This window comes from Arthrobacter sp. Cza30 (assembly GCF_059090765.1).
On the sequence record NZ_JBNHGA010000008.1, the window covers coordinates 12339 to 38014 of the forward strand.

The following is a 25676-nucleotide window of genomic DNA, read 5'->3' on the forward strand; positions in this document are numbered from 1 at the left end:
AGGTTTGGGGGATGGGAAAGCGGTAAAGCAATGACGACGCTCTATGGGGATAGCGCGGTCGTGCCGGGGCCGGACAGCAGCGCGAGCCTGCCGTCCGGTCTCTCGCGGCGTGTATTTGGAGTACTTGTTGGGGCCGGCATCGCCGGCGTGACGGGGGGCGCTGGCCTGCTCACGGCCAGCCACCTGCGGGCCGGCAACCTAAGCCCGGGAGGCGTGGAAACCTCCTTCGGGAGCGTGCGGCTGGTGTCCGCGGAGCGCCAGCATCGGTTGGCGTACGACGGCGGTGTTCCCGCCTTGGGCACGGCGACCTCCGCTGCGGCGGGGCCGGCTGGCGGCGCTGCGGGCAGGGGGACTGCCGGGGGTGGATCCGAGCACGCCGGCCATGGCCCCATCATGGCGGCGGCACCGCAGCCGGCGAACATGACGTGGGGCGACCACGTGCTGGTGGAGCTGGAGGTGCAGAACGCTTCGGAGGACGAGGTGCTGTTCGCCCCCGGGCAGTTGCGGCTGAGGGTCGGCGAGGGCGGTACGACGGTGACCAACCGCGACTCGGGGGAGGCCGTGGCGCTGGCAGCTTGGAGTACCGAGCGCTTCTGGATCAGCTTCCTGGTGCCGGCGGACGCGCAGCGCTTCTCCGCAGAGTTCACGGATCCCTGGCTGCACGCGGCGCCGTTGTGGCTCGAACTGCCGCGGGTGGCGCTCAGGCCCGGCTGGCTCGACGAGGGAGGGCATCATGGCTGAGCACGTACCGGAGCGGGACCATGGCCGCACGTTTAGTACCGCCTCGAATAGCGCCGCCTCGGGTAGCGCTGCCTCGAGGACCGGCGCTGAAGGTGCGGAGCTCAAGCTGCCAAAGGACTCCCCGGAGACAGCCCATGTGGGGCGATGGGATTTTCTGAAGTACGGGGCCGCCGCCGGGCTGGGCGCGCTTGCCCTCGGCGGGACGGGCAGTGCCGCCGCGGCACCGGCAGCGGCGGCGGCACGGGCCGCCGCGGTACCGGCAGCACCGGCCGCCGCGGTACCGGCAGCAGCGGCTGCGTCGGTGGCAGGTGTGCGGCGCGCGCAAACCCGGCCCTCCGCCGTCGTGCCCGTCCCGGGCGTGCTGGACCTCTACATCAACGAGGGCTACCTGAAGATGGTGGACGACTCGCTGGTTTACCACCGCGGTTTCGGCGACCGGCCCACCGGCCTGCGCGATTCCTCGCCGAGCCTGGCCGTAGCGCCCAAGGTGTTCACCGCCGACGGGCGGCTGGTGGAGTCGCGGAGCTATCCGCTGGGGGCGGCGCTCCCGCCGCGCGGCACCCCGCAGCCATACGGCCCCGACCCCGCGAACCCCGGGCAGTACTTCATCCGCCGCAACTACTGGGCCAGCTACTTCCCGGCGCGCACCATCATCGCCGAGGTCGGTTCGACGCTGCGCTTCCGGGTGCACAACCGGCTGGCCAAGGACCATGAGTTCCTCCTGCACGACGTCGGACCCGACCACGCGGACGCCCGCACCGGTCCGATTGCGCCGGGCGGGAGCGCACTGCTGGAGCTGCCGTGCCCGCCGGCCGGCACGTACATCTACAGCGATCCGACCAACGCGCCGGTCGAGCGGACCCTCGGGCTGTTCGGCGCGCTGGTGGTGATGGACCCGGTGCACCAGTGGGACATCACGCCCGGCAGGGCCAGCTTCGAACGGCAGTGGGTGTGGATCTGCCACGCGGTGGAGTCGAACTGGGCCGCCATCGAGGCCGCCGGCGGCACCGTTGACCCGCGGCGGACCAAGGCGGTGCCGCGGTACTTCACGCTCAACGGGCGCAGCGGCTACGAGTCGCTGGCGATGACCCGGAACGAGGCGCTCAACCTTGCCAGCGACGAGGAGACCCTGGTCTCCGGGTATCCGCGGCAGCTCGATGTGCGCCAGTTCGGCGAAGGCACCACCGCCGGCACCCTCCGCGGCGGCCAGCTGGTGCGGCTGATCAACCCCGGCATCGTTTACCACCAGATCCACTTCCACGGGAACCACTTGTGGACCGTGCGGCGGAACAACTACCACTGGCCGCGGCGTGACGGGTACGTGGACAAGCAGGGCCACGTGGTGCTGCAGCAGTGGGAGGACGTGGTGGAGCTGCAGCCGATGGACCGGAAGGACTGCATCATCCCGGTCAAGCGGCCGCCGGATGCCCTGGACCCGGTCTGGTACGCACGGACCACGGACTGGGAGTACCCGATGCACTGCCACGCCGAACCGTCGCAAACCGCCGCCGGCGGCCTGTATCCGGGCGGGCTGGTGGCTCACTGGAACCTGAAGGCGCCGCTTCCCGGGGAGGGACGATGAGCAACCCGAGAGTGCCCCTGCGCTCCGACAATCGCAAGGCCGCGCAACGGGCCGAAGAGCAACGCAAGCAGGCCGAGGCCGAGCGGAAGCGGGATGAAGCTGCCCGTCGGCGCGAGGAGGACCGGACAAAGGGCAAGAAGAAGGACGACGACGACCGCAAGGGCGGGGGCAGGGCCAAGCCCACGGCGACGCCGAAGCCCACCGCGACGCCGAAGCCCACGGCGACAGCGAAGCCCACCGCAACCCCGAAGCCCACGGCGACGGCGGCGCCCACGGCTGAACCGACGACCTCGCCCACGGGCCAGCCCACCGCCGGGCCGACGCCGACGCCCACGAACGAGCCCTCGGAGGCACCGACGTCGTCCCCCACCGGTGAACCGACCCAGCCGACCGCGCAGCCGACGCCGAGCCCGAGTCCGACCAGCGACGACGACCGCCCGCGGCACAGATTCCGCAGCCAGGTGGACTTCAGCTCGGACCAGTTGGATCTGGACCGCCCGGTCACGGAGTTCCGGCAGACCCCGCATTCGTCTGTCTACTTGGAGGTCTTCAACCGGGACCTGCGGTTCGACGACGGCGCGCAGTTCGAGATGTGGAGCTTTGACTCGCGGGAATCCGGCCGCGGCTTTCCCGGCCCGTTGATCCGGCCGTTGGAAGGGCAGATCTTCCACGCCACCGTGCATCCCTCAATGGGGCCGCACACCATCCATTGGCACGGACTGGAACCCGACCCCCGGAACGACGGCGTCGGCCACACCTCGTTCGAGATCGGCGGCACGTACACGTACCAGTGGGCGCCGGAGCCGGGCCGGCCCGGAGATCCCAACTACGGCGCGGCCGGCACCTACTTCTACCACTGCCACGTCAACACCGTGCTGCACGCGCAGATGGGGATGTTCGGCCCCGTGATCGTGGATCCGGTGGTGCACCCCGACTACCCGGTGACGCCGGGAGCGCGGCGGGCGTTCGTGGACGGGCCGGAGTACGACGTCGACACCGAGTCCATTCTGATCCCGTATTCGCTGGATCCGCGCTGGCACGAAATGCACCATGCGGCCGGGCTCTCCGGCGAGGACGTGGGGCTGAACCGGTTCGAGCCCCGGCATTTCTACCTGATGGGCGGCGAGTTGGTTCGGCGGCGCTCCGGCGACAACCGGGTGTGGAGCCTGTCGGCGCTGCGGGCCAACGTGGCCGGAGGAGAGAAGAAGCCGACGCTGCTGCGCATCCTGAACGCCAACTACCTTCCCAACCGCATGTACTTCACGGCCGTGGACGGGGAGCCGGTGCGGATGGCCGAGCTGATCGCCCACGACGGCCGGCCGTTCCGTGACACCTCGGTTCCGGGAGTGCCTTCACCGACCTGCCGGGAGGCCGGATACCCGCTGATGACCGATGTGCTGGCGTTCGGCGCGGCCGAGCGGTACGACGTGATGCTGCATCCGCCGGAGCGGGGGGAGTACCGGCTGCGGGTCGAGTGGGAGGACTGGATCACCGGCGAGACCGTGGGCGTCCGCGAAGTGCCGATCACCGCGGCCTGACAGACGGGAGACAGCGGCCTGAAGCAGGCAGCAATAGCCCCAAGGCGTGCAGCACACGGACAGTAACCTTTTGGCTACGGGTCCGCGGCACGCTGGGGCGCGCGTTTCCTTCGCGGGCCGACTTCCTTAGGCTGGGTTCGTGATCTTCAAAGCCGTGGGCGATAGCCGCCCCTACCCCGAACATGGCCACGTCAGCCCCAAGGATTGGGCCGAGGTGCCGCCGCGCCAAGTGCGCCTGGACGAGCTGATCACCACCAAGTCGACGCTCAACCTCGATGCCCTGCTGGCCGAGGACTCCACGTTCTTCGGGGATTTGTTTCCGCACGTGGTGCAGTGGCAGGGGAACCTTTATCTGGAAGACGGACTGCACCGCGCGGTCCGCACGGCGCTTCACCAGAGGGCCGTGCTGCATGCCCGGGTCCTGGTGGTCGATGACTGAACCCAGCATCCCGCCGCCACCCCGACGCAAGCCCAAGCAGATACTGAGCTGGCAGGGCCAGCGCGTCATCACCGAAGAGGATCTGGACCGCGTCTTCGTCGAGGACGGCAATGTGGAGAAGCCGCACAGTTACCAGCGGCGGATCCTGCACGGGGTGGTGTTGGTGCTGCTGGTCGGCCTGGTCATCGCCGCGGCGCTCGCGGCCCTGGCCGTCGCCCGCGGCGACCTGAAGGTTCCCGGCTGGGGCCCGCCGCCGCCACCGGAAGCGGTCACCTGCCCGGCCGGCACCTACGACTACCCGGACAACGGTTCGTTCCGGCTCAACGTCTACAACGGCACGCAGTTGGAGGGCCTGGGCAGCAAGGTGGCCGCGGCGTTGTCCGACCGCGGTTACGACATCGGTTCCGTTGGCAACAAGACCTTGAGCGTCTACGGGATGAGCGCCGTCGTCGTATCCGGCAAGGCCGGCGAAGCCAACGCCTTCAACCTGCAGCGGAACATTCCCGACTCGGAATATGTGGCCGACGACCGCGGCGACGACAGCGTGGACGTGGTGGTCGGCGCCGGCTACAAGGAACTCGTGCCGGCCAACCGGGTGGACCAGACGCCGGGGACGCTGAGCTGCCCGCGGCTGTTGCCCACCCCCAGCGAACCGGCGGAGCAACAGTAACGCTTCACGCACGACGGCGGTGCCGGGCCTGGGTGCCCGGCGCACCGCCCGCGGCGCTGCACCGGCCGCCTCACGCACCGCCCGCCGCACGCACTGCCCGTCGTACCGCCGCCGCGCTGCGCCCTAGGCGCCGACGGCGCCGGCGGCACCCTTCCGGCGGCCGTGCACGAAGAAGTAGAGCACGGTGGTCAGCACCATCACCACGGCCAGCAGGGCGTACATGCCCGGGTAGTCGAGCACCGGGACCAGCGTGCCCAGGAGGATGGGGCCGAGCCCGGAGCCGACGTCGAGCGCCAGGAAGAAGGTGGAGGTGGCCGTGCCGATCCGCATGGCCGGCGACACCTTCACCGCAATCGCCTGCGCCCCGGACATGACGGTACCGAAGCCGATGCCGCTGAAGATCGCCGAGCCGATGATGGTCAGGAAGGTGGGGTCCGGGATCAGCAGCGCCAACCCCAGCACGAAGGAGATCAGGGTGGGGTACATGACGCTGTTGTCGCCGCGGCGGTCCTGGATCCGGCCCGCGAACAGGCGGGAAACCAGCACCGCGCCGGCGTAGACCAGGAAGAAGACGCTGGCCGCGGAGGTGGAGCCCCGCGACTCCGCGTAGGAGGTCAGGAAGATCAGGATGCCGGAGTAGGAGGCCCCGGCCAGCAGGATGATGCAGGAAATGGGCAGGGCCGCCGTCTCGAAAATATCGCTCAGGCTCATCCGGAACCGGCCCGATCGCTTCGGTGCCGGCAGTTCCGGCACCCGCAGGAACAAGGCCACCACCAGCGCAACCACGGAGGCGGCGGCGCAGAAGTAGAACATCGCGTCGTAGTTGCCCAGCCCCGCCAGCAGCACGCCCACGAAGGGGCCCACCGCCGTCGAGAGCGTGGTGGACAGCCCAAAGTACCCGGTTCCCTCGCCGCGCCGGGTGTGGGGGATGAGGGTCTGGGCCGAGGCCGCCACCGCGGTGGTGCCCGCGCCGAAGGCCATGCCATGCACGATGCGGAGCACCAGCAGCCAGGCCAGTGAACCGGTGGGAATGTAGAGCAGCGAGGCGGCCACGAACACGGCCATGGTCACCAGGATCATCTTCCGGCGGCCCACGACGTCGAGCAACCGGCCGGCGAAGATCCGTGCGATGACCGAACCGAGCACGAACGCGCTGGACGTGAAACCGGCGGCGGTGTCAGAGGCCTGGAACCGGTCCACGGCATAGAGCGCCATGGTGGTCATCAGCATGTAGAAGACCAGGGAGATGAACAGGTTGACGACGATGGCCAGAATGAAGTTCTTGGTCCAAAGCCTCGTCGGTTGCTGATCCATCCCGCTATCAGTCCTCTCTCAATCGGGCCGAACCGTCGGCCAGCCAATCAGTACATGCACCTGCACACGCCGGTGGAACCGCAGTGTGCAGCCGGGGTGCTTCGCCGCGGTCGCCCAAGGGGGCGGCGGTCGCCACAGTTAAGGGAAGCGGACCTTCGCGGGGCGGCAGTGTGCCGTCAGGCGGTTCAAGAGGGTCCGTGGCAGAGTCCTCGGCGACGAGGTGCCAAGCCTTTTCACTCTACTGCGGGTCCTTGTTTCGCGGGGCGGGCAGCTATATGAGCTTGGACACGGGAAACTCCGGGCAGGGGCGTCCAGCGCACCTTCAACAACCTGTCACTTCGGGAGTAGCATGTCGGCCAAGCGCCGCCGGGGGCCGGCCGCCGCAGGGGCGGGGCGGGAGCAGCAGTCACCGGACCCGGGCCGGGGAGCAGAGCGAGGAGCAGGCGATGGGCGAGACAACTGGGCAGGCGCGATCGGCGAACCTGATGGTGGACCTGATCATCTCGCTGGACGGCTATGCCTCGGCCGTGGGCTGGCCCGGCTGGTGGGGGCTGGAGGGCCCGGAGTATCTGGCCTGGCTCGAGCAGGAGGGGGAGAAGGACTACACCTTCCTCCTCGGCGCGAACACCTACCGGCTGATGTCCGGCATGTCCGAGCACGCCGCGGCCGGGTCCTCGGAATTCTCCGAGGATGAGGGCACCAGCCTGACCGGCCTCGCCGCCGTGCCCAAGGTCGTCTTCTCCTCCACGCTCCAGGCGCCGCTGACCTGGCCGAACTCCGAACTGGTCACCGGGGACGCCGTCGCGGCTGTGGCGGAGATGAAACGCACCGGGACCGGGCAGCTCAGCACCCTCGGCAGCCTCAGCCTGTGCCGGTCGCTGCTGACCGCGGGCCTCGTGGACCGGTTCCGGCTGGTCGTCTTCCCGGTCATCACGGGCCGCACCGGCCGGGAGCGGATTTACGACGGCTACCCGGACGTCTCGCTCGAGATGGTGGACAGCAGGACCTTCGACGGCCGGCTCCAGCTGCTCGAGTACGTCCCCACCGTGCTCGATGGCCCGCCCGACAACCCGGCGTCGTAGGCAACGAAAAAGTCGCAGGAGACAAGAAAACCGGCGAGCCGCTCCGAGAAGCAGCCCGCCGGTTCCGGTCGGTCAGGTCAGTTGCAGCCGTCCGGGCCGCACACCGCGCCGTCGTCGGTCTTCGACTGCGGCAGCACGGTCAGCGGGCTGCGCTCGTTCCACGCCTGCCGGATCGCCTGCGCGAACGCCTCGGCCGGCTGCGCCCCGGAGATCCCGTACTTGCGGTCCAGCACGAAGAACGGCACTCCGTTCACGCCGAGCGCACGGGCCTCGGCGATGTCGGCGCGCACCTCCGCGGCAAAGCGGTCGCCCGCCAGCGTTTCGCGGATCTCGGCTTCCGGAAGACCCAGTTCGACGCCGATGCCCACCAGGTACTCGGCGTCGCCAATGTCTTTGCCCTGCTCGAAATGGCCGGACAGCAGGGCTTCCTTGGTCCCGTCCATCACGCCGTGTTCCTTCGCCAGGTGCAGGAAGCGGTGGGCGGTGAAGCTGTTGGCCACCACCACGGAGTCGAAGTCGTAGTTCAGGCCTTCGCCTTCGGCCTGCGCCGTGACGTGGGCGAACATCTGCTTGACCTGGTCCTGGGGCATGCCCTTGATCCGGGACAAGTACTCGGTCTCGGTGCCGTCATAGTGTTCCGGCAGCGTGGGGTCCAGCTGGTAGCTGCGCCATTCGACGTCGATCTGGTCCTTGTGTTCGAAGCCCTCGAGGGCCGTTTCGAAGCGGCGCTTGCCAATGAAGCACCAGGGGCAGGCAATGTCGGACCAGATCTCAATCTTCATGGACACGTCAACAAAGAGTGCGGGCCGGCTATTCCGCGCGGTCCAGCTCGCCGTGGCACAGACGCCGGACCACGTCCGTGAGCATGTGCAGGCCGGCCACGATGTCCTCGTCCCGGGTGTACTCGTGCTCGTTGTGCGAGATGCCCTCGACCGAGGGCACGAAGAGCATGATCGTCGGAACGATGTCCTTCATGTTCGTCGAGTCATGCCCGGCCAGGGTCTTCACCTTCCGATAGGACAGGCCGAGGTCGACCGCGGCCTTTTCGGCCAGCTCCACGCCCTCGGGCTGGTAGGGCATCACCGGCCAGCAGTGGGAGCCGCCCTTCTCGATCCGCACGTTCGCGGCCCGCTCGATCTGCAGCATCCGCTCGTGCAGCATCTGGTCGGACTCGGCCAGTACCGCCTCGTCGGCAGAGCGCAGGTCAAGCAACAGGTTCACCCGGGACGGCACGACGACGGGGGAATTCGGATACACGTCGAGCTGGCCCACGGAGGTGTGCAGGACGCCGGGGAACCGGTCCGCGATCTCCCGCGCCGCCACCACCAGCATCGAGGCCCCCAGCAGGGCGTCCTTCCGGTCCGCGATCACCGTGGAACCGGTGTGCGACTGCTCGCCGTGCACCACGAACTCGTATTTGTTCGCCGCCCAGTTCGAATCCACCAGGCCGATCGTGACGCCGTCGCGCTCCATGCTCCGGCCCTGCTCGATGTGGATCTCGGCGCAGTAGGCCGCCGCCGGCCCCGTGCCGGACCCGAGGCACCCGATGGATTGCAGCGCTTCCGCGACCGTAATGCCGGCCGGGTCCTCCACCGCCAACGCGGCAGCGGCGGTCATTTTTCCGGTGTAGACCGAGCTGCCCATCATCGAGGGCTTGAAGCGCGCACCCTCCTCGTTGAACCAGTTCACGACCGCCAGATTGTGCTGCGGCACGACGCCGGAGGAGCGCCATTCGGCGGCCAGCCGGAAGGCGGCGTGCGCGGCGGCGAGGACCCCGTAGGCGCCGTCGTACTTTCCCGCGGTCGGCTGGGAGTCCAAGTGCGAGCCCACCACAACGTACGGCGCGTCCGGCACCAACTCCAGCAGGCCGAATTGGTTGCCTACCTGGTCGAATTCCACGCGGAAGCCCTCCGCCTCCAGCAGTTCGGTGAACCACCGCCGCTGCTCGCCGTCAGCCGCCGACGCGGCCATTCGGTGTACCCCGCCGTTCTCCGTCGCCCCGAACCCGCTCAGCACCTCGAAGTCCCGCAAGAAGCGTGCGTCTTCGTGAGAATTTTGTTCGCTCATCGCGCGTCTTCCTGTTCTCCGATCTGGGGTGACCGCACGGATGGGTCCTGCAGCACGTGCAGCAGGGCGGGCTTGCCGCTGTCGACGGCGCGGCGGAAGGCATCGCGGAAATCCGCGGTCCGCTCCACCCGCTCGCCGTAGCCGCCGAAGGACTGGGCCCACTGCGCGAAGTCCGGGTTGGTGAGCCCCGTGCCCGACGGGCGGCCCGGATAGCTGCGCTCCTGGTGCTCGCGAATGGTCGCGAAGCAGCCGTTGTCCACCACGATGACCACCGGTGCGCTGCCGTACGCCGCGGCCGTCCCGAACTCCTGCCCGTTCATGAGGAAGCAGCCGTCGCCGGCCACGGAGACCACCTGCCGGCCGGGGAAGATCAATCCCGCAGCCACGGCGGCAGGGATGCCGACCCCCATCGCGCCGTTGCGCGGGGCCACGAGCGAATCCGCCGCCGAGTGCGGCAGGTAGCGTGCCGGCCACAGCGCGTGGTTTCCCGCGCCGTAGGTGATGACGGCGTCGTCGTCCAGTTCCTCGCGCAGCACCGCCATGCACTCGTTCAGGTCCACGCCCCGGCCGCCGTCGAGCGGCACCGGGGAGCTGAAGCGCTCGTACTCGGCGCGTGCGTCGGGCAGCCAGGACGGCTCGGCGGCCCCGGTCGCCGCGAGCCCGGCAAGGGCCTCGGTGAACGCAATCGGATCGGCCACGATGTGCTGGTCGAGCCGCCCGAAGTGCCCCAGGGTGTCGCCGGGCATCACCACCACGGTCTCGGCGTCCAGGCCGGCGGTGTACCCGTCGCTGAGGACGTCGGCGCGCGGGCAGCCGATGAACACCAGCAGGTCCGACTTGTCGAACCGCGCAGCCAGCGCGTCACTGCGGGCGTAGCCGAGCGACCCCACGTAGCTGTTGCCGCCGTCGAGCCGGTGCGGCACGGCATCATAGGCGCGGAAGTCTGCGGCCACGGGTATTCCCCGCCCGGCCGCCCAGCGGGCCAGCGCCTCGCCGGACTCCTGCGTCCAGCTTTCGCCGCCCACCACGATCATGGGCCGGCTGGCCTGCGCCAGCCTCGTGTCGAACTCCTGCAATGCCGACGACGACGGCGCCGTGCGCGCCAGGGCGCGCGGAACCACCGGGGTCCCGCCCGGGACCAGGTGGGTGAGGACGTCCTCGGGGAGGCCGATGACCACCGGGCCAGGCCGGCCGCTGAGGGCCGTGTGGATGGCGTCGTCCACCATCGCGGCCGCCGAGGCTGCATGGTCGAGGACCAATACCTTCTTGGCGGTGCTGCCGAACCAGGCGTGGATGTCGAACTCCTGGAACGATTCACGCCCGCGATCGGCCACGGGGATGAGACCGACGAAGAGCACCAGGGGGGTGGCGTCCTGGTAGGCGGTGTGGACGGAGATGAACGCGTTCGCCGCGCCGGGCCCGCGCGTCACCATCGCGATGCCGGGAAGGTCGGTCAGCCGGCCCTCGGCCAACGCCATGAACCCGGCGCCTCCCTCGTGGCGGGTGACCACGGTGGTGATCGGGGAATCGTGCAGGCCGTCCAAGACGTCGAGGAAGCTCTCGCCCGGGACGCCGTAGACACGTTTCACCCCGGCCGCCTCGAGCTGCGCCACGATCAGATGTCCCGCGCTGATGCCCGCGCCTGCGCTGCCGGACCTGCCGGCCTTTGGCATGGCTGTAGTGCTCACGCTGTTCCCTTCCTTCGGTCTTTGTCTCGTTCCATGCTGGCAGGCCCCAGATGCGAAGTAACTAGCTGAAGCCAACCCCTTTGCCGCGTTTAGACTGTGCTCATGCACACAGCCCTTGACGAGATGTCCGACCAGGCCTGGGCCGGGCTGGTGGCGCGGCTGCGGCAGCAGGCCGGGCCGTTGAAGACGGATTTCGTCAACCGCGTGCGGAGCATCCCTGGCTACGCGCACGACCTGGTCGGCCCCGACGACCTGGAGTCGACGGCGGCGGGGTCGCTCGAGCTGATCCTGGACTGCCTGAAGGAACCCGCTTCCTATCCCGACCTGCTGAAGTTTGCGGAGGAACTGGGCGCCCGCCGGGCACGTCAGGGTGTGCCGCCCGAGGCGCTGATCTCCGCCGTGCGCCTCGACTTTCCGGTGATCTGGGGCAGCCTGCTTGCGCTGTCGGGCCCCGAGGACGCCGCCATGCTGACAAGCCGGGTGGAATCCGTCTGGAAGGTTGTTGACGACTACGCCGCCGCCGCCCATTCCAGCTATCTCGCCGAACGCATAATCATGGCCCGGGAGGAAGCGGACGTGCGGCACGAGTTCGTGGCCGCGTTGTTCGGGCCGGAGGGACAGCTGCCGGAGACCCGGAATCGCTTCGCCACGGCGTTTGATGTGAACCCGGATGGCCGTTTCGGAATAGCCGCCGCGCAGGGGAAAGCCGCCGCGGCGCTGCGGCAGCTCGCGTCCTACTCACACCGCGGGGCGCCGGCATTCCTGCATCAGGCGGACAAGTACACGTACGTGTTCTGGCCCGAAACGCAGGGGATGCAGGACCTCGGCGGGGTGCGGGTCCCCGCCCCGCTGGCGTCCGTGCCCTGCGGCGTGCACGGTCCCGTGCTCGGACTCGGGGAATTGACGCCGGCGGCGAGGATCGCCGCCGTGCTCAGCGATCTGGTCAACAGCAGTGACCGGCAACCGTTGACCGTCGATGAAAACTGGACCCGCCTGACCCGCCTGCGGATGGCAGGAATCGGCATCGATGTCAGGGCCGGACTCGAGGCACAGCTGGCAGCTTGCCGGCCGGACGAACGCGACCGGCTGGAAGAAACCGTGCTCTGCTTCATGCGGAACGGGAGCGTGACCGAAACCGCTGAACACCTCTACTGCCACCGCAACACCATCTTGAACCGGCTCAAGCGGTTCAAGGACCTGACCGGGATCGACCTGATGAAACCCGTGGAGGCGGCCCGCGCGGTTGTCGCCTGGGCATGAGGCAAATCCCGGGGGCCTGAAGGGGCTGCCCCGGCGCGGGTGTGCAGATGCCCAGCCTTGGGGCCCGAAACGTGTGTGCTTAGCGATTGTGAGGCACGCTACACGCCGGGATAGTGGGTAAACGATTCGAATGCGCTCAGCACGAGCACGCGGCTTTGCCGCCCGACCCACCTCGCACCCCTATTGGAGATGCAATGTCCCAGCATGTGACACCCACCAGCGCGGCCGCGGCCCGCCTGGACCGCCGGAAGATGCGGAAGATATCCACGGCAAGCGTCATCGGCACCACCGTCGAGTGGTACGACCTGTTTCTTTTCGGCACCGCGTCCGCGCTGGTGTTCAACCGGATCTTCTTCCCCGAGCTCGACGGCGCCGTCGGCACCATCCTCTCGTTCCTGACCTTCGCGTCGGCCTACCTTGCCCGCATGGTGGGGGCCATCCTGTTCGGTCACTTCGGCGACCGGCTGGGCCGCAAGTCCATGCTGCTGATCTCGCTCATGACCATGGGCGCGGCGACCTTTGCCATCGGCCTGGTGCCGGACTACTACACCATCGGTGTGGCGGCGCCGCTGCTGCTCCTGCTGCTCAGGCTCATCCAGGGGCTGGCGCTCGGCGGCGAATGGGGCGGCGCGGTGCTCATGACCGTCGAGCACGCGCCGGAGAACCGCCGCGGCTTCTTCGGCTCCATGGTGCAGATCGGTGTTCCGATCGGAACCCTGCTGGCCAACGTCGCCTTCCTCATCGTGGCCTCCACCATGAGCGACGAGGCCCTGCTCAGCTGGGGCTGGCGCGTCCCGTTCCTCCTCTCCGCCGTCCTGGTTGCGGTCGGAATCTACATCCGCCTCAACATCGAGGAGACCCCGTCCTTCCAGATGGTCCGCGAGACCGGGGCCAAGGCCAAGCTTCCGTTCGCCTACCTGATGAAGCGCTACTGGAAGCAGGTTATCCTGGGCGGCGTCGCCACCCTCTCCACGGGCAGCACCTTCACCCTTCTGGTGGCTTCCGGCGTCAACTACGGCACCGCGGAACTCGGCTACTCCAAGGACAAGATGCTCTGGGTGGTCATGTTCGCCTGCGCGCTGGCGTTCGTCGCCATCCCCTTCTTCGGGCGGCTCTCGGACCGCGTGGGCCGTAAGCCCATCATCTTCGCCGGCATCATCGCCGAGGCCCTCCTGGCCTTCCCGTTCTTCTGGCTGCTGAACTCCGGATCTGAGCCGCTGCTCTTCGTTGCCTACGGCCTGATGATGCTCGCCTTCTCCGCCAACTACGGACCGATCGCGACCTTCCTCGCCGAGCTGTTCGGGTCCAAGGTCCGTTACTCGGGACTGTCCGTGTCCTACATGCTCTCCGGCCTGCTGGGTTCCGCGGCGACTCCCGCGATCACCGTGGCGTTGCTGGCGGCCACCGGACAGAGCACATCCATCGCCTGGTACATCATGGGCGCGGCGGTACTCTCCCTCATCGCGCTGTACCTCCTGACGGAGACCCGCCACGGCGACATCGACGCCGTGGACAACACGGACACCGTGAAGGCATTTGCCAAGGCGGAATCGTGAGTATTCGCCGAATCACTGCCGCGCCGGGTGCGGTGGGGCCGGTCGGGCCCTACTCCCAGGCGGTGGTGGCAAACGGTTTTGTCTTCACCTCCGGGCAGATCCCGGCGGGGCCGGGCGGTCTGGCCGACCAGCCGGAGAGCTTCTCCGAGCAGGTGCGCCAGACCATCCGGAACCTGGAAGCGGTCCTGGTCGAGGCCGGCAGCGGCCTGCAGCACGTGGTCAAGGTGAACACCTACCTGACCAGTGCGGACCAGCTCGAGGAATACAACGCCGTGTACGACGAGTACTTCGGCCCGCACCGGCCGGCCCGCACATCGGTGTGCGTCAGCCTGTGGGGCGTGTCCCTGGAGATCGAGTGCGTGGGAGTGGTTCCGGAGGCAGACCATGGATGAGTTGCTGCGGAAGCTCGGCCGTGTCAGTCTCCCCACCCTGGGCCACTTCCTTGAGGACGGCTTCTGCAGCGGGGACATCCGGAGCATGGTGCCGGGCGTCCGCATGATGGGGGTCGCCGCCACCGCGTTGATTCCCGACGCAGACGCGGTGGCCGTGAACCAGGCGCTGGTCCGGCTTCGTCCCGGCGAGGTCTTGGTTCTGGACCTGAACGGGGACCGGAGCCATGCCCCGGTCGGTGCGGTCACGTCTGCCGCGGCCCGTGCCCGCGGTGCTGCGGGCATCTTGGTGGACGGTCCGGTCACTGACCTCACGGATCTGCAGGCGGTGAACGACGGCGCGGCGTTGCCGGTGTTCGCGCGCGGCACCACGTGCCTGACCACGAAGCGGCACGGTTCCGGCCGGTCGCAGTTCGGTGTCGCGGTTACTGTCGGCGGCACCACCGTGAATCCCAGAGACATTGTCTTGGGTGATGAGAACGGAGTGGTGGTGCTGGCGCCCGAGGTGGCAGCCGCCGTCGTCGATTCCGCCATCGCCTCGGACGATGCCGAGCCGGCGATCCTGAAGCGGATCGCCGCGGGGGAGCCGCTGGAGGACGTGCCCTACCTCGGCTAGTGCAGTGGTCCGCGAAAGGGCCCGGGTGCGTAGTACTGCACCCGGGTTCTTTCGTCCTCTGGCCTGTGCCGCGCTGCCCGCCGCCGGCGGCCCCACCAGGACGGGGAGCGAACCTACCGGGTTGTCCCGGGCGGGGGATAAAGTGTGCTCACCGGCCCGAGTACCCGCCCGCCGGCCCGAAAAGCCTCACCGACCCCGGTTTAGGAGGGCGACATGGCACCTGACGCACCCGGTAACACCGGCCACGTTGTGCTGCTCGGCGACTCGGTGTTTGACAACGCTGCCTACGTTGCCGGCGGCCCCGACGTCGTAACGCACCTTCGGGGGCTGCTGCCGCGCGCGTGGCAGGCCACGCTCCTGGCCCTCGACGGCGCCGTCATCAGCGGGGTCGCCGGCCAGCTCCGTTCCCTCCCGCGGGACGCCACGCACCTGGTGATCAGCGTCGGCGGGAACGACGCCCTGGGCTTCGCCTACCTGCTCAATGAACCGGCCGTGTGGGCGGCCGAGGCCCTGGCCATGTTTGCCGATGCCCAGGATAAGTTCGGCGCCGGCTATGCCGCGATGCTGGATGCCATCGCGGCGACAGGGCTGCCGACGGCGGCCTGCACCATCTACGACACCCCGCCCTCCGGGCCCGACCAGCGGATCATCAGGTCGGCCGCCGCCCTGTTCAACGACCACATCACCCGGGCCGTCTTCGCCCGGGGGCTGGCGCTGGTGGACCTGAGGCTCATCTGCCCCGAAGACGACGATTACGCCAACCCGATCGAGCCTTCCGTACAGGGCGGCCGCAAGATCGCGCACGCCATCAGCGCCTACCTGTTCCCCGAGCAGGCCGCCCCACGCTCCCTGGTGATCGGGGCCTGAGTTACTGCTCCGCCGGCGTCCGCGACTGTTCCGCGGCCACGTCCACGCCGGTCTCGTCCACCAGCTCCGCGCGGCGCCGCCCGGCGCCCTTGATGCCGAAGCGGTAGGCCACGAACAGCAGGGCGATCCACGCACAGCCCACCAGCAGCGCCACCCGCGTGTCCGGCATGATGCCCAGCAGCACCACGATGAACACCATGAACGCCAGCGCCAGGTAGGACGCCACCGGCCAGAACGGCACCGGGAATTCCGACGCCGGCAGCCCCTTCCGCGCAATCTCCCGCTTCATCGCGATGTGGGAGAGCAGGATCATCAGCCAGACCCAGACGGTGGCGAACGTCGCGATCGACGCAACAATCAGGAACAGCGACTCCGGCAGGAGCGCATTGAGCACGACGCCGGCCAGCAGCACCGCGGCCATCGTCGCCACCGTCATCCACGGCACCCCATGCCGGGAAATCTTCGCGAAGGCCTTCGGCGCATGGCCCTGCTCGGCCAGCCCGTACATCATCCGCCCGGCGCCGAACGTGTCGGAGTTGATGGCGGAAATGGCGGCGGTGATCACCACGGCGTTGAGGATGTGCGCGGCCGCCGGGATGCCCAGCATGTCGAAGATCTGCACGAACGGGCTGGTGGAACCGTCGATCCGGTCCCACGGCGAGATCATCATCAGCACAGCCAGGGTGCAGACGTAGAAGAGCAGAATCCGCACCGGCACCGTATTGATCGCACCCGGGATCGCCTTCTTCGGGTTTTTTGCCTCGCCCGCCGTGATGCCGATGGTCTCGATGCCGCCGAACGCAAACATCACGATGGAGAAGGAGGCCAGCAGCCCCCAGAATCCGTTGGCGAAGAAGCCGCCGGACCCCAGCATGGTTTCCAAGCCCGGGTTGGCGCCGTCCGGCAGCCCGAAGCCGAAGACGATGATCGCTGCGCCGCCGACAATCATGGCGATGATCGCGGCGACCTTGACCAGCGACAGCCAGAACTCGGTCTCGCCGAACACCTTGACCTTGACCAGGTTAAGGGCGGCGATGAAGAACACGACGGCGAGGATCCAGATCCAGCGCGGAACCTCGGGGAACCAGAAGCCCATGTAGATGCCGAACGCCGTCACGTCCGCGATCGCCACGATGGCCATCTCGAACGCGAACGTCCAGCCGGTGATGAACCCTGCGAACGGCCCCAGGTAGCGGCTGGCGTACTGGCCGAACGACCCGGAGACCGGGTGCCGCACCGCCATCTCGCCCAGCGCCCGCATGACCAGGAAGACCGCGGCGCCGCCGATGGCGTAGGCCAGCAGCACGGCCGGGCCGGCGGCCTGGATGGCGGCAGCCGAGCCGTAGAACAGGCCGGTGCCGATCGCGGAGCCGAGGGCCATGAAACGGATGTGGCGGACAGTCAGGCCACGCGCGAGCGCGGACGCGAATTGCGGCATCGAGAACAACCTTGCTGGAGGGAGACGGCCGGTGTAGAAAATGCGGCCAATCAATTCTACGCCCCACCCCTTGACCCCACAGCCGTTCCGGGACTAACCTGCAACCAAATGGTTGTAGATCAAGTCAGTGACCTCGAGTTGGACCGCCTCTTCCAGGCGCTCGCCGACGCTACCCGCCGCGACATCGTCGCCCGGGTGCTCACCGGCGAGTTCTCGGTGTCGGGTCTGGCGGCGGGGTACAAGATGAGTTTCGCCGCGGTACAGAAACACGTCGCGGTCTTGGAACGGGCTTCCCTGGTGGTTAAGGAGAAGCGCGGAAGGGAGCAGATGGTGCGGCCTCATCCTGAAGGAGTGCGAAGAGCGCGTCGCCTGCTCGACGAATACGAGATGCTCTGGCGCCAACGCGTTGACCGGATCCAGGACATTCTCGCCAAGGGATAGGAAGGACACCGTCATGCCGATCACCGACACCAAGCAGGACCTTGAGGGCCTGAAGTTCACCATCGTGGCCGAGTTCGACGCACCCGTCGAGCGCGTCTGGCAGCTCTGGGAAGACCCGCGCCAGCTGGAACGCTGGTGGGGACCGCCCGAGTGGCCCGCCACCTTCGAGAAGCACGAGTTCACTCCCGGCGGCAGGGCCAGTTACTACATGACCGGGCCCGACGGCGAGACGGCCGGCGGCTGGTGGAAATTCACCGCCATCGAGGCCCCGCACCGGCTGGCCTTCGAGGACGGGTTTGCCGACGACGACGGAGAGCCCGTGGCGGACATGGGCACCACCTACGCCACCGTGACGCTGGAATCCATCGACGGCCGCACCCGAATGACCACCGAGTCCAGGTTCGAGTCCGCCGAGCAGCTGGAGAAGATGCTCGAGATGGGGATGGTCGAGGGCATGCAGGGAGCCATGGGCCAGATCGACGCCATCCTCGCCGAGCCCGCGTCCGTCTGAGTCCGGGCATCCCGCGAGCGCGAGCGAAAGGAGCACCCGTGCCACTCGCACCATCCGGCCAGCCCGCCGTCCTGGCTTTGCCGACGGCGGACCGCCGCACAGCGTTCGAGTTCTACCGGGCACTGGGCCTGGCTGCCGTCGGCGAACCCGCCGACGACGGCATCCCCGAGCCCCTGCAGTTCGAGGTCAACGCGGGCCTGCGGCTGATGTTTGTACCGCACGGGGGCTTCGGCTGGGTCACCGCCAACCGGCCGATGGCTACCGGCGACCAGACGGAATGCCTGCTGGGCCTGCCGGTCGCCTCGCCGGAGGAGGTGGACGCGACCACCGACGCGGCACGGCAGGCTGGGGCGAAAGTCGTCATGGAGCCCGGCCGGCAGCCGTGGGGTTACTCGGCCGTCTTCGCGGACCCCGACAACCACCTCTGGCAGGTCACCGCCTCCTAGTTCCACCGGATCAACGCCGGATGTGGCTCCCGTTAGGGGAGCCGCACCCGGCGTTGATCCTGCGCGTTGCCGTCGTAGGCTACAAACATGGCCATCATTTACGACGCAGTGTTGAATCCCACCAAGCAGGAGCTGCTGGCGGCATGGCTGCCCGAACAGCCGTGGTTCCAACAGCTTGGGGCCGATGCCGCCGAGCTGGAGCACCTTGGCGCCTTCCGCTTCGACGATCCGGCCGGAGAGGTCGGCATGGAAACGCACCTCGTCCGTGCCGGGACGGGGCCGGTGCTGCACGTCCCGCTGACTTACCGGGGCGCACCGCTGCCGGGAGCCGACCAGTTCCTGGCCGGGACCATGGACCACTCCGTGCTCGGCGACCGTTGGATCTACGACGCCTGCGCCGACCCGGTGTACGCCACCGCGCTGGCCACCGTCATCATCCAGGGCGGGTCGGGCGCGGAGGTGTTCCGCGACGTGGACGGAAAGCTCGAGCCGGCAACCGGCACCCTCCCGGTGCGCGGCAGCGGCGGCCCCGGCGGCATCGTGCCCACCACGACGACGGCGGTGCCCGCCACCGATGGCAGCGTCACCACCATCGACGCCAGCCCGCTGACACTGAGCGTCTACCGCGCACCGGGTTCGGGCGAACGGCCGGGCAGTGCCCTGACCCTGACCTGCTCGCTGCCGGGCCAGTCGCCGCTGATCCTCGCTTCCGCCTGGTGAACCGGGCCCCGGGGCAGGCCTGGGGCCTGCGGCTCGCAGCCTTCCGCTACCGCTTCAAGGAGAGCCTCTTCCTCTTCCCGGCCGTGGTGATGCTGGCCGGCATCGCACTGGCGATCGGTGCCACCGCCGTCGACAACGCCCTCGGTCACGACGCTGCCGTGCCGCTCACGCTGGCGATGAGCAGCAACGCCGCCACCTGGCTGCTGTCCACCGTCGCGGGTGCGATGATCACCACGGTCGGCGTCGTCTTCTCGCTCACCGTGGTCAGCCTGCAATTGGCCAGCGATCAGTTCTCCCCCCGCGTCATGCGCTCGTTCATCCGGGACCGGCTGAGCCAGGCGGTGATCGGCCTGCTGGTTGCCACGTTCTTTTACTGCGTCCTCATCCTGCCGAGCCTGAGCGGGGAACCCACCGAGCCTGCGCCGCGCGTATCCCTGACGATCGCCGTCGTCCTCACGCTGGTGACGGTGGTGGGGATCATCGTCCACCTGGACCATCTCGCCCGGGGCCTGCAGGTGGGCAACGTCGCCCGGGTCATCGCGGTCGAGGGCCGAGCCGTCGTTGCCGCCCGCGACCGGGTGCCCGCCGGCCTGCAGCGCGTGGACGCCGCAGACTTCCCAGTCCCCGAGGATGCCGCCGTCGTCCCCAGCCAAGCCAGCGGATGGGTCAGCCAGGTGGACAGCGGCCAGCTTCTGGCAGCAGTCCCTGCCGGTACAACGGTGCGGATGGAGACCCGCGTGGGGGCCTACATCCACGCCGGCGAGCCGCTGGTCACCGTGTGGCCGGCCCCGTCGGAACGCAGCCGGGAAAGGCTGGCCGGTGCGATTGAAGTGGCCGCCGCGCGGACCATGCTGCAGGACGTCGACTTCGCCATCCGGCAGCTCGTTGACATCGGCCTGCGGGCGTTGAGCCCGGCCGTCAACGACCCCACGACCGCCGTGGAGGTCATCCTGCGACTGGGCAGCCTCCTGCGCGCGGTCCTGACCGCCCCGCTCGCTCCGGAGGCGCTCAGGGACGGAGCAGGCCGGGTCCTCGTGCAGCCGTGGAACCTGGACCACGGCGAATACGTCAACCATGCCTTCGACCAGCTCCGCCAGACCTGCCTGAACCAGCCGGAGGTGGTCGCCGCGCTGCTTCGGGTCCTGCGCATGCTCACCGCTCACGTCCGTGCCGAGGGCCACCCCCAACACGCGCCCGCCCTGGACCGGCAGATGCAATTACTCCTCGAGGCACTGCGGGACCAGCCCGGGCTGCATCCCGAGGACCTCCGGCGCCTCGAGGCGCTTTCCTCCGACGAGACGGACCCCGCCGACCACAGCCACAGCCGGTAGCCCGGCGTTACTTCACGCCGCGATTCCTGCGGAGCACGACGGCGGTGGCGGCGCCGGCGGCGAGGACCAGGGCCGCGCCGATGCCCCAGGCGAGGGCCGGGACCGAAGCCGGGCCTTCGCCGTCGTCCGCCACCGCAACGATGGTTGCCGTCCCCGCCTGGTGGTCCGCCGGTTCGGCCACCGCGGATTCGGTGGCCGCGGCCGAAGCATCGGGCTCGGCGGTGCCGGGGCCGGGCTCGACGTCGCCGACCAGATCCAGGGTGAGCGTGTACGGGATCTCCGTTTCCTTGGCGTCCTCAAAGTACAGCGGGTCCACTGCCACCTGGAGGTAGTAGTCACCGGCTAGGTGCAGGGTGCGGACGTCGTGCGTGCCCTCGGCGGCGTTGCGGTAGCGCACCGGCGAGGCGAAGTTCGCGGCGACGGTGGTCCCGGGGTCGGCCATGGAGGTCATGCCGTAGGCGCCGGTGGAGGTGCCGTCGGTGATGGTCACCGGCTGGCGCAGCGGATTGGCAACGCCCACCTGCAGGTAGGACGGATTGTAGATGTCCCTCTCGTAGTCGCCGAGTTTTGCGACGGCGCGCAGCTGCTGCCCGTAGTCCACCGGCACCCTGTAGAAGTGCACCTCGCCGGGGATGAGGGTGGCAGTGTAGCTGCCCGCTGCCAGCTCGGGAGCGGAGTTGAAGCTGTTGCCGGGAGTGGTCTCCCGCGGCTTGGTGCCCGGTTTCAGCAGGTCGAGCGTGGTCACCGAGTCGTAGGCTTCGGGCAAACCGGCTGTGTTGGCCTCTGGCTCGGTCAGGAAGAGCAGCTCAATGGGTAACGCGTCGTCCTGCCAGCCCGGACCGCTGCGCGTCACGCTGACCACCAGGTCGCCGCCGTCGGCGGGCTCCAGGCACTCCTTGTCGCCGCTGCCCATGGCGGGCGTGGACAGCACCGCGGTGACCGGGCCGTCGGAGAGCCGGGCCTCGTCGCGGGCTTCGCGGACCGGGGTCAGGCATTCCTGCCCGTCCGGGCCGAGCACCTCCAGCTCAAGGCTGCTGTACGTCGACATGCTGCCGGCCCGGATCGGCATCACCAGGGAGGCGCTGACGTGCAGGCGCTCGCCGTCATCCAGGTGCACCTTGTAGAACTTGCGCGTGCCGCCGTCGTAAGTCCTCTTGCTGCCGGTGGCGAAGGTGTCCAGATACTGGCCGGTGGACACGTCCGCCGCCCCGGCCGCACTCTTCCCGCCGGTCACCGGGATGCCGGCGAAGTCGTAGGGATTAAGGGCGCGCACGGTCTTGATCACCATCTGCTCGCGCAGCGTGTCCGCGTTGTCCGCGTCGGCGTAAGTGCCGCCGGAAGCCTTGGCGATGCATTCGAGCTCCTTGCGCGCCTGCGCGTCCACCTTGAACCCGATGGTGTGCATGGCCAGGTCCACGCCGTCCTTGGCCAGATCCTTCGCCACCTCGCAGGGCGGCGGCGGCGAGCAGGTGTCGATGCCGTCGGACACCAGCACGATGCTGCGGGGCCCGTCGTCGGGAAGCTCCGCTGCGGCCCGGCGCAGCGCCTCGCCCACCGGGGTGTAGCCGGACGCCTTGATCGAGTCGATCTGATCCACAAGTTTCCCCGGATCTGCGGTGCCCAGTTTGGAGAGCACGCTCACGTCCTTGCAGCCCTCGGCCCGGGCCTCGGGGGAACTGTCCGTGTTGGTGCCGTAGACCATCAGGCCCAGCTGCGATCCCGCCGGCAGGGTCTCCACCAGCTCCGTGGCGGCGGCCTTGGCGGCGTCCATCCGCAGGGTGCCCCTGGCGTCGGCGTCGGGATTGAGCATGGAGCCGGAAGCGTCCAGGATCAGCATCACCGGCACGGCCTCTTCGGATCCTGAAGCGGGAGACTGCGGGACGGGCACCTGCCAAGCGGGCACCTGCTGCGGCAGGAACATGGCCAGCGCGGCAACCACTCCCAGCGCGCCCTTCAAGACCCCGACGCTCGCACTCATAATCGACACCGACTCTCTCGATGAAACGTTATTTCGTCCCGACTATATCCGGCAAAGCGCGGCCCACCCGCCGGCCAGCGGAATACCGGCCCTTGTTCACCGCGGGATTCTTCGCGGGCCAGCCGGGACGATGTTCCCGATTGTTCTCGATTTGACCCACGCGAGTCGCGGCGGATAGGTTTTCGTGGCGTAGGTCACCCAGTCGGCCCCTCCGGGCTGAGCGGCGGGTGGCCTGCTCTCGGTCTGGCCGGACGGGCAATGGAGCCTGCGTCGGACCGGTTTGAACGGAACCTCCCGCAGCTACACAGTCCCACCCGTAAGGAACATAGTGAGCGCCACCAGCACCGAACCGCACCTCCAGCGGTCTTTATCCAACCGCCACATTCAGTTGATCGCCATCGGCGGTGCGATCGGCACCGGGCTTTTCATGGGCTCGGGCAAGACGATTTCCGTCGCCGGCCCGTCGGTCATCTTCGTCTACATGATCATCGGCTTCATGCTCTTCTTCGTCATGCGGGCGATGGGTGAGCTGCTGCTGAGCAACACCGAGTACAAGAACTTCGGCGACTTCGCCGGCGACATCCTGGGACCGTGGGCGGCGTTCTTCACCGGCTGGACGTATTGGTTCTGCTGGGTGGTCACCGGCATCGCCGACGTCGTCGCCATCGCCCACTACGTGGCGTTCTGGTGGCCGGACCTGCCGCTGTGGATCCCGGCGCTCGCCTGCATCCTGCTGCTGCTCGCGCTGAACCTGCCCACCGTGCGGGCCTTCGGCGAGACCGAATTCTGGTTCGCGCTCATCAAGATCATCGCCATCGTGGCCCTGATCGTCGTCGGGCTGGTCATGATCATCACCAACTTCGAGCACGACGGCGTCCGCGCCTCCTTCGGGAACCTGTGGGAGCACGGTGGAATGTTCCCCACCGGCTTCATGGGCTTCGTGGCCGGGTTCCAGATCGCCGTGTTCGCGTTCGTCGGAATCGAGCTGGTCGGCACCACCGCCGCCGAGACCAAGGACCCGGAAAAGAACCTGCCGCGGGCCGTGAACTCCATTCCGATCCGCATCCTGATTTTCTACGTAGGCGCCCTCATCATCCTGATGGCCGTCCAGCCGTGGACCGGGTTCAACGCCGACGAATCCCCGTTCGTGGGCATGTTCGCGCTCGCCGGCCTCGTCGGCGCGGCCGGCGTCGTGAACTTCGTGGTCCTGACCTCGGCGACGTCCTCGGCGAACTCGGGGATCTACTCGACGTCGCGCATGATCTACGGCCTCTCGTTGGAGGGCGATGCCCCGAAGCGCTTCGGCAAGCTCTCGAGCCGCGGCGTGCCGCGCAGCGCGCTGCTGTTCTCCTGCATGTTCCTGCTCGCCGGCGTCGTCTTGCTCTACGCGGAGGGCAGCGTTTCCGAGGCGTTCACCATGGTCACCACGGTCTCGGCGCTCTGCTTCATGTTCGTCTGGACCATCATCCTGGTCAGCTACATCGTGTACCGCCGCCGCCGGCCGCAGCTGCACGAGGCCAGCAAGTTCAAGATGCCGGGCGGGTCGTTCATGCCCTACGTGGTCATGGCCTTCTTCGCCTTCATCCTCTGGGCACTGACCACCCAGCCGGACACGCTGGCTGCCCTGCTGTTCACCCCGGTCTGGTTCGTCGCGCTCGGCATCGGCTACCTGCTGCTGCGCCGCAACCCGGAGCACACCGCCATCCGCGCCGCACACGACGCCAAGGTCGCCGAGGAAAAGGCGGCCCTCGCCGGGCGCGAGGACGCTCTGGCCGGCCGGCGCTAGCCGAACCGGCTGCCGGCTGCACTGAAACGTCCGCTCCCCGGGGTCTCCGGGGAGCGGACGTTTCCGTTGGGCGTCCTTTCTGAGCCCGCCATCCCTCGGCTCTCGCGGCCCCCGCTCTCCGGCCTTCCGCCCCGCGGCCCGCCACCGCGCGACTACGATGGGCGCCATGGAAGATTCGATCACGCTGCGCTTCCTCGCCGCGCCCACGGACGTCGCGGCCGACGGGACCACCGTGCAGGCCGGAAGAGTCCTCGAATGGATCGACAAGGCCGCGTACGCGTGCGCCGTCGGGTATTCGGGCGGCTACTGCGTCACCGCGTACGTCGGCAATGTGCACTTCACCCGGCCGATCCGCAACGGCGACCTGATCGAGGTCAGCGCCCGCATCGCCCACACCGGCCGTTCCAGCATGCAGGTGGTCGTCACCGTCGACGCCGCCGATGTCCGCGAGCGGCAGTTCCGCCCCGCCATGGACTGCATCCTGGTGTTCGTCGCCATGGACGAGCAGCGGCGGCCCCGGCCCGTTCCGGCGTGGGCGCCGACCGACGAGGCGTCGGAGCGGCTGGCGCGCGGGGTCGCCGGCCGACTGGAGGCCCGGCGCGAGATCCGTGAGGTGATGAGCGCCCAGGTCTACACGGAGGCGGGCACCACGCCCTCCGAACGCTTCCGTTTCCTGGCGGCACCCACGGACGTGAACTGGGGCGGCCATGCGCACGGCGGGATCGTGATGCGCTGGATCGACGAGGTGGCCCGGGCCTGCGCCATGGGCTGGTGCGGCGCCGACGCCGTGGCGGTCTACTCCGGCGGCATCCACTTTTTGAACCCGGTCCACATCGGGGACCTGGTGGAACTCTCCGCGCGGATGATCCACACCGGGCCGCACTCCATGCACATCGCCGTCCACGTTCGGGCCCGCGACCCGCGCGGGGGCGACTGGCGGGACACCACGCAGTGCATGACCATCTTCGTCACCAGGGACGACGCCGGGCACGCCGCCAAGGTTCCGCAACTGGTGCTGCGTTCCGAAGAAGACCGGCGGTTGGCCGCCCACGCGCAGGACCTGGTCCGGCGGCGCGCGGCACTGCCGCCGCTGGAGTTCGGCGTCGAGCGGGCCTACTGACCCGTAATACGGACCCCCACTTCTTGGCACAGGGTGCGGAAGCACCGGGGGACGTCCAGGTTGGACGTTCCACCTCACGGGCAGGTGCAGCCGTGG

The 25676-nt window shown here is 68.7% G+C and carries 24 protein-coding genes; 18 read left to right on the forward strand and 6 right to left on the reverse strand.

Annotation, left to right across the window (positions count from 1 at the left end):
* The first annotated feature begins 213 nt into the window (after positions 1-213).
* From AC5RVZ_RS24870 to AC5RVZ_RS24890, 5 genes are all read left to right on the forward strand, one after another.
* Complete coding sequence (locus AC5RVZ_RS24870) at positions 214-741, forward strand: DUF4352 domain-containing protein (protein ID WP_494068308.1); 528 nt, start codon at positions 214-216, stop codon at positions 739-741.
* A 136-nt stretch (positions 742-877) separates the two neighbouring features.
* Positions 878-2323 carry a multicopper oxidase domain-containing protein gene (locus tag AC5RVZ_RS24875; RefSeq protein ID WP_494068309.1) on the forward strand — a complete coding sequence of 482 codons (1446 nt, stop codon included), beginning with the start codon at positions 878-880 and terminating at the stop codon, positions 2321-2323.
* Positions 2320-3861, forward strand: coding sequence for a multicopper oxidase domain-containing protein (locus AC5RVZ_RS24880; protein WP_494068310.1), 1542 nt, complete (start codon positions 2320-2322; stop codon positions 3859-3861). The genes AC5RVZ_RS24875 and AC5RVZ_RS24880 overlap by 4 nt, the downstream gene beginning before the upstream one ends.
* A gap of 139 nt (positions 3862-4000) precedes the next feature.
* Positions 4001-4300, forward strand: a complete 300-nt coding sequence (locus AC5RVZ_RS24885) for a type II toxin-antitoxin system VapB family antitoxin (protein ID WP_493977152.1) — start codon at positions 4001-4003, stop codon at positions 4298-4300.
* Entirely contained in the window at positions 4293-4970 is a 678-nt protein-coding gene (locus AC5RVZ_RS24890) for a LytR C-terminal domain-containing protein (RefSeq protein WP_494068311.1), read from the forward strand. The genes AC5RVZ_RS24885 and AC5RVZ_RS24890 overlap by 8 nt, the downstream gene beginning before the upstream one ends.
* Before the next feature lie 123 nt (positions 4971-5093).
* On the opposite strand, the gene AC5RVZ_RS24895 is transcribed toward AC5RVZ_RS24890, so the two are convergent.
* Positions 5094-6284: an MFS transporter gene (locus AC5RVZ_RS24895; protein WP_494068312.1), complete on the reverse strand. Its 1191-nt coding sequence runs from the start codon at positions 6282-6284 to the stop codon at positions 5094-5096.
* A gap of 446 nt (positions 6285-6730) precedes the next feature.
* Here AC5RVZ_RS24895 and AC5RVZ_RS24900 point away from each other — a divergent pair, with 446 nt between their 5' ends.
* Positions 6731-7366, forward strand: coding sequence for a dihydrofolate reductase family protein (locus AC5RVZ_RS24900; protein ID WP_494068313.1), 636 nt, complete (start codon positions 6731-6733; stop codon positions 7364-7366).
* A 77-nt stretch (positions 7367-7443) separates the two neighbouring features.
* Here the strand turns inward: AC5RVZ_RS24900 and AC5RVZ_RS24905 are convergent, their stop codons facing one another.
* From AC5RVZ_RS24905 to AC5RVZ_RS24915, 3 genes are read right to left on the reverse strand one after another with little or no spacing between them, the layout of a single operon-like run.
* Positions 7444-8148 (reverse strand): DsbA family oxidoreductase, encoded by a 705-nt coding sequence (locus tag AC5RVZ_RS24905; protein WP_494068593.1) that lies wholly within the window; start codon positions 8146-8148, stop codon positions 7444-7446.
* 28 nt (positions 8149-8176) lie between these two features.
* Complete coding sequence (locus tag AC5RVZ_RS24910) at positions 8177-9433, reverse strand: M20 family metallo-hydrolase (RefSeq protein ID WP_494068314.1); 1257 nt, start codon at positions 9431-9433, stop codon at positions 8177-8179.
* A complete protein-coding gene (locus AC5RVZ_RS24915) occupies positions 9430-11106 on the reverse strand; it encodes a thiamine pyrophosphate-dependent enzyme (RefSeq protein ID WP_494068594.1) in 1677 nt (558 codons plus the stop codon). The genes AC5RVZ_RS24910 and AC5RVZ_RS24915 overlap by 4 nt, the downstream gene beginning before the upstream one ends.
* A 117-nt stretch (positions 11107-11223) precedes the next feature.
* Between AC5RVZ_RS24915 and AC5RVZ_RS24920 the strand changes: the two genes are divergently transcribed.
* The 5 genes from AC5RVZ_RS24920 (at position 11224) to AC5RVZ_RS24940 (ending at position 15809) form a co-directional block, all read left to right on the forward strand.
* Positions 11224-12381, forward strand: a complete 1158-nt coding sequence (locus AC5RVZ_RS24920) for an RsbRD N-terminal domain-containing protein (RefSeq protein ID WP_494068315.1) — start codon at positions 11224-11226, stop codon at positions 12379-12381.
* Between the two features lie 194 nt (positions 12382-12575).
* Entirely contained in the window at positions 12576-13937 is a 1362-nt protein-coding gene (locus AC5RVZ_RS24925; protein ID WP_494013251.1) for an MFS transporter, read from the forward strand.
* A complete protein-coding gene (locus tag AC5RVZ_RS24930) occupies positions 13934-14329 on the forward strand; it encodes a RidA family protein (RefSeq protein WP_494068316.1) in 396 nt (131 codons plus the stop codon). Before AC5RVZ_RS24925 ends, AC5RVZ_RS24930 begins: the two co-directional genes overlap by 4 nt.
* Positions 14322-14942 (forward strand): RraA family protein, encoded by a 621-nt coding sequence (locus AC5RVZ_RS24935; RefSeq protein WP_494068317.1) that lies wholly within the window; start codon positions 14322-14324, stop codon positions 14940-14942. The genes AC5RVZ_RS24930 and AC5RVZ_RS24935 overlap by 8 nt, the downstream gene beginning before the upstream one ends.
* Before the next feature lie 213 nt (positions 14943-15155).
* Positions 15156-15809 carry a GDSL-type esterase/lipase family protein gene (locus AC5RVZ_RS24940; protein ID WP_494068318.1) on the forward strand — a complete coding sequence of 218 codons (654 nt, stop codon included), beginning with the start codon at positions 15156-15158 and terminating at the stop codon, positions 15807-15809.
* Between the two features lies 1 nt (position 15810).
* On the opposite strand, the gene AC5RVZ_RS24945 is transcribed toward AC5RVZ_RS24940, so the two are convergent.
* Entirely contained in the window at positions 15811-17247 is a 1437-nt protein-coding gene (locus AC5RVZ_RS24945) for an amino acid permease (protein WP_494068319.1), read from the reverse strand.
* A gap of 108 nt (positions 17248-17355) precedes the next feature.
* On the opposite strand from AC5RVZ_RS24945, the gene AC5RVZ_RS24950 reads away from it, so the two are divergent.
* The 5 genes from AC5RVZ_RS24950 to AC5RVZ_RS24970 all read left to right on the forward strand — a co-directional run bounded on the left by AC5RVZ_RS24950 (position 17356) and on the right by AC5RVZ_RS24970 (position 20696).
* Positions 17356-17688 carry an ArsR/SmtB family transcription factor gene (locus AC5RVZ_RS24950; RefSeq protein WP_493977146.1) on the forward strand — a complete coding sequence of 111 codons (333 nt, stop codon included), beginning with the start codon at positions 17356-17358 and terminating at the stop codon, positions 17686-17688.
* A 13-nt stretch (positions 17689-17701) separates the two neighbouring features.
* Positions 17702-18199 (forward strand): SRPBCC family protein, encoded by a 498-nt coding sequence (locus AC5RVZ_RS24955; RefSeq protein ID WP_494068320.1) that lies wholly within the window; start codon positions 17702-17704, stop codon positions 18197-18199.
* A 38-nt stretch (positions 18200-18237) separates the two neighbouring features.
* Positions 18238-18645 (forward strand): VOC family protein, encoded by a 408-nt coding sequence (locus AC5RVZ_RS24960; RefSeq protein WP_494068321.1) that lies wholly within the window; start codon positions 18238-18240, stop codon positions 18643-18645.
* An 87-nt stretch (positions 18646-18732) separates the two neighbouring features.
* Positions 18733-19365, forward strand: coding sequence for a CG0192-related protein (locus tag AC5RVZ_RS24965; protein ID WP_494068322.1), 633 nt, complete (start codon positions 18733-18735; stop codon positions 19363-19365).
* A complete protein-coding gene (locus AC5RVZ_RS24970; protein ID WP_494068323.1) occupies positions 19362-20696 on the forward strand; it encodes a DUF2254 domain-containing protein in 1335 nt (444 codons plus the stop codon). Before AC5RVZ_RS24965 ends, AC5RVZ_RS24970 begins: the two co-directional genes overlap by 4 nt.
* 7 nt (positions 20697-20703) lie before the next feature.
* Here the strand turns inward: AC5RVZ_RS24970 and AC5RVZ_RS24975 are convergent, their stop codons facing one another.
* Positions 20704-22674, reverse strand: coding sequence for a vWA domain-containing protein (locus tag AC5RVZ_RS24975; RefSeq protein WP_494068324.1), 1971 nt, complete (start codon positions 22672-22674; stop codon positions 20704-20706).
* A 328-nt stretch (positions 22675-23002) separates the two neighbouring features.
* Between AC5RVZ_RS24975 and cycA the strand changes: the two genes are divergently transcribed.
* Both cycA and AC5RVZ_RS24985 read left to right on the forward strand, forming a co-directional pair.
* A complete protein-coding gene (gene cycA / locus AC5RVZ_RS24980) occupies positions 23003-24460 on the forward strand; it encodes a D-serine/D-alanine/glycine transporter (protein WP_494068325.1) in 1458 nt (485 codons plus the stop codon).
* A gap of 166 nt (positions 24461-24626) precedes the next feature.
* Positions 24627-25580 (forward strand): acyl-CoA thioesterase, encoded by a 954-nt coding sequence (locus AC5RVZ_RS24985; RefSeq protein WP_494068326.1) that lies wholly within the window; start codon positions 24627-24629, stop codon positions 25578-25580.
* The last annotated feature ends 96 nt before the right edge of the window (positions 25581-25676 follow it).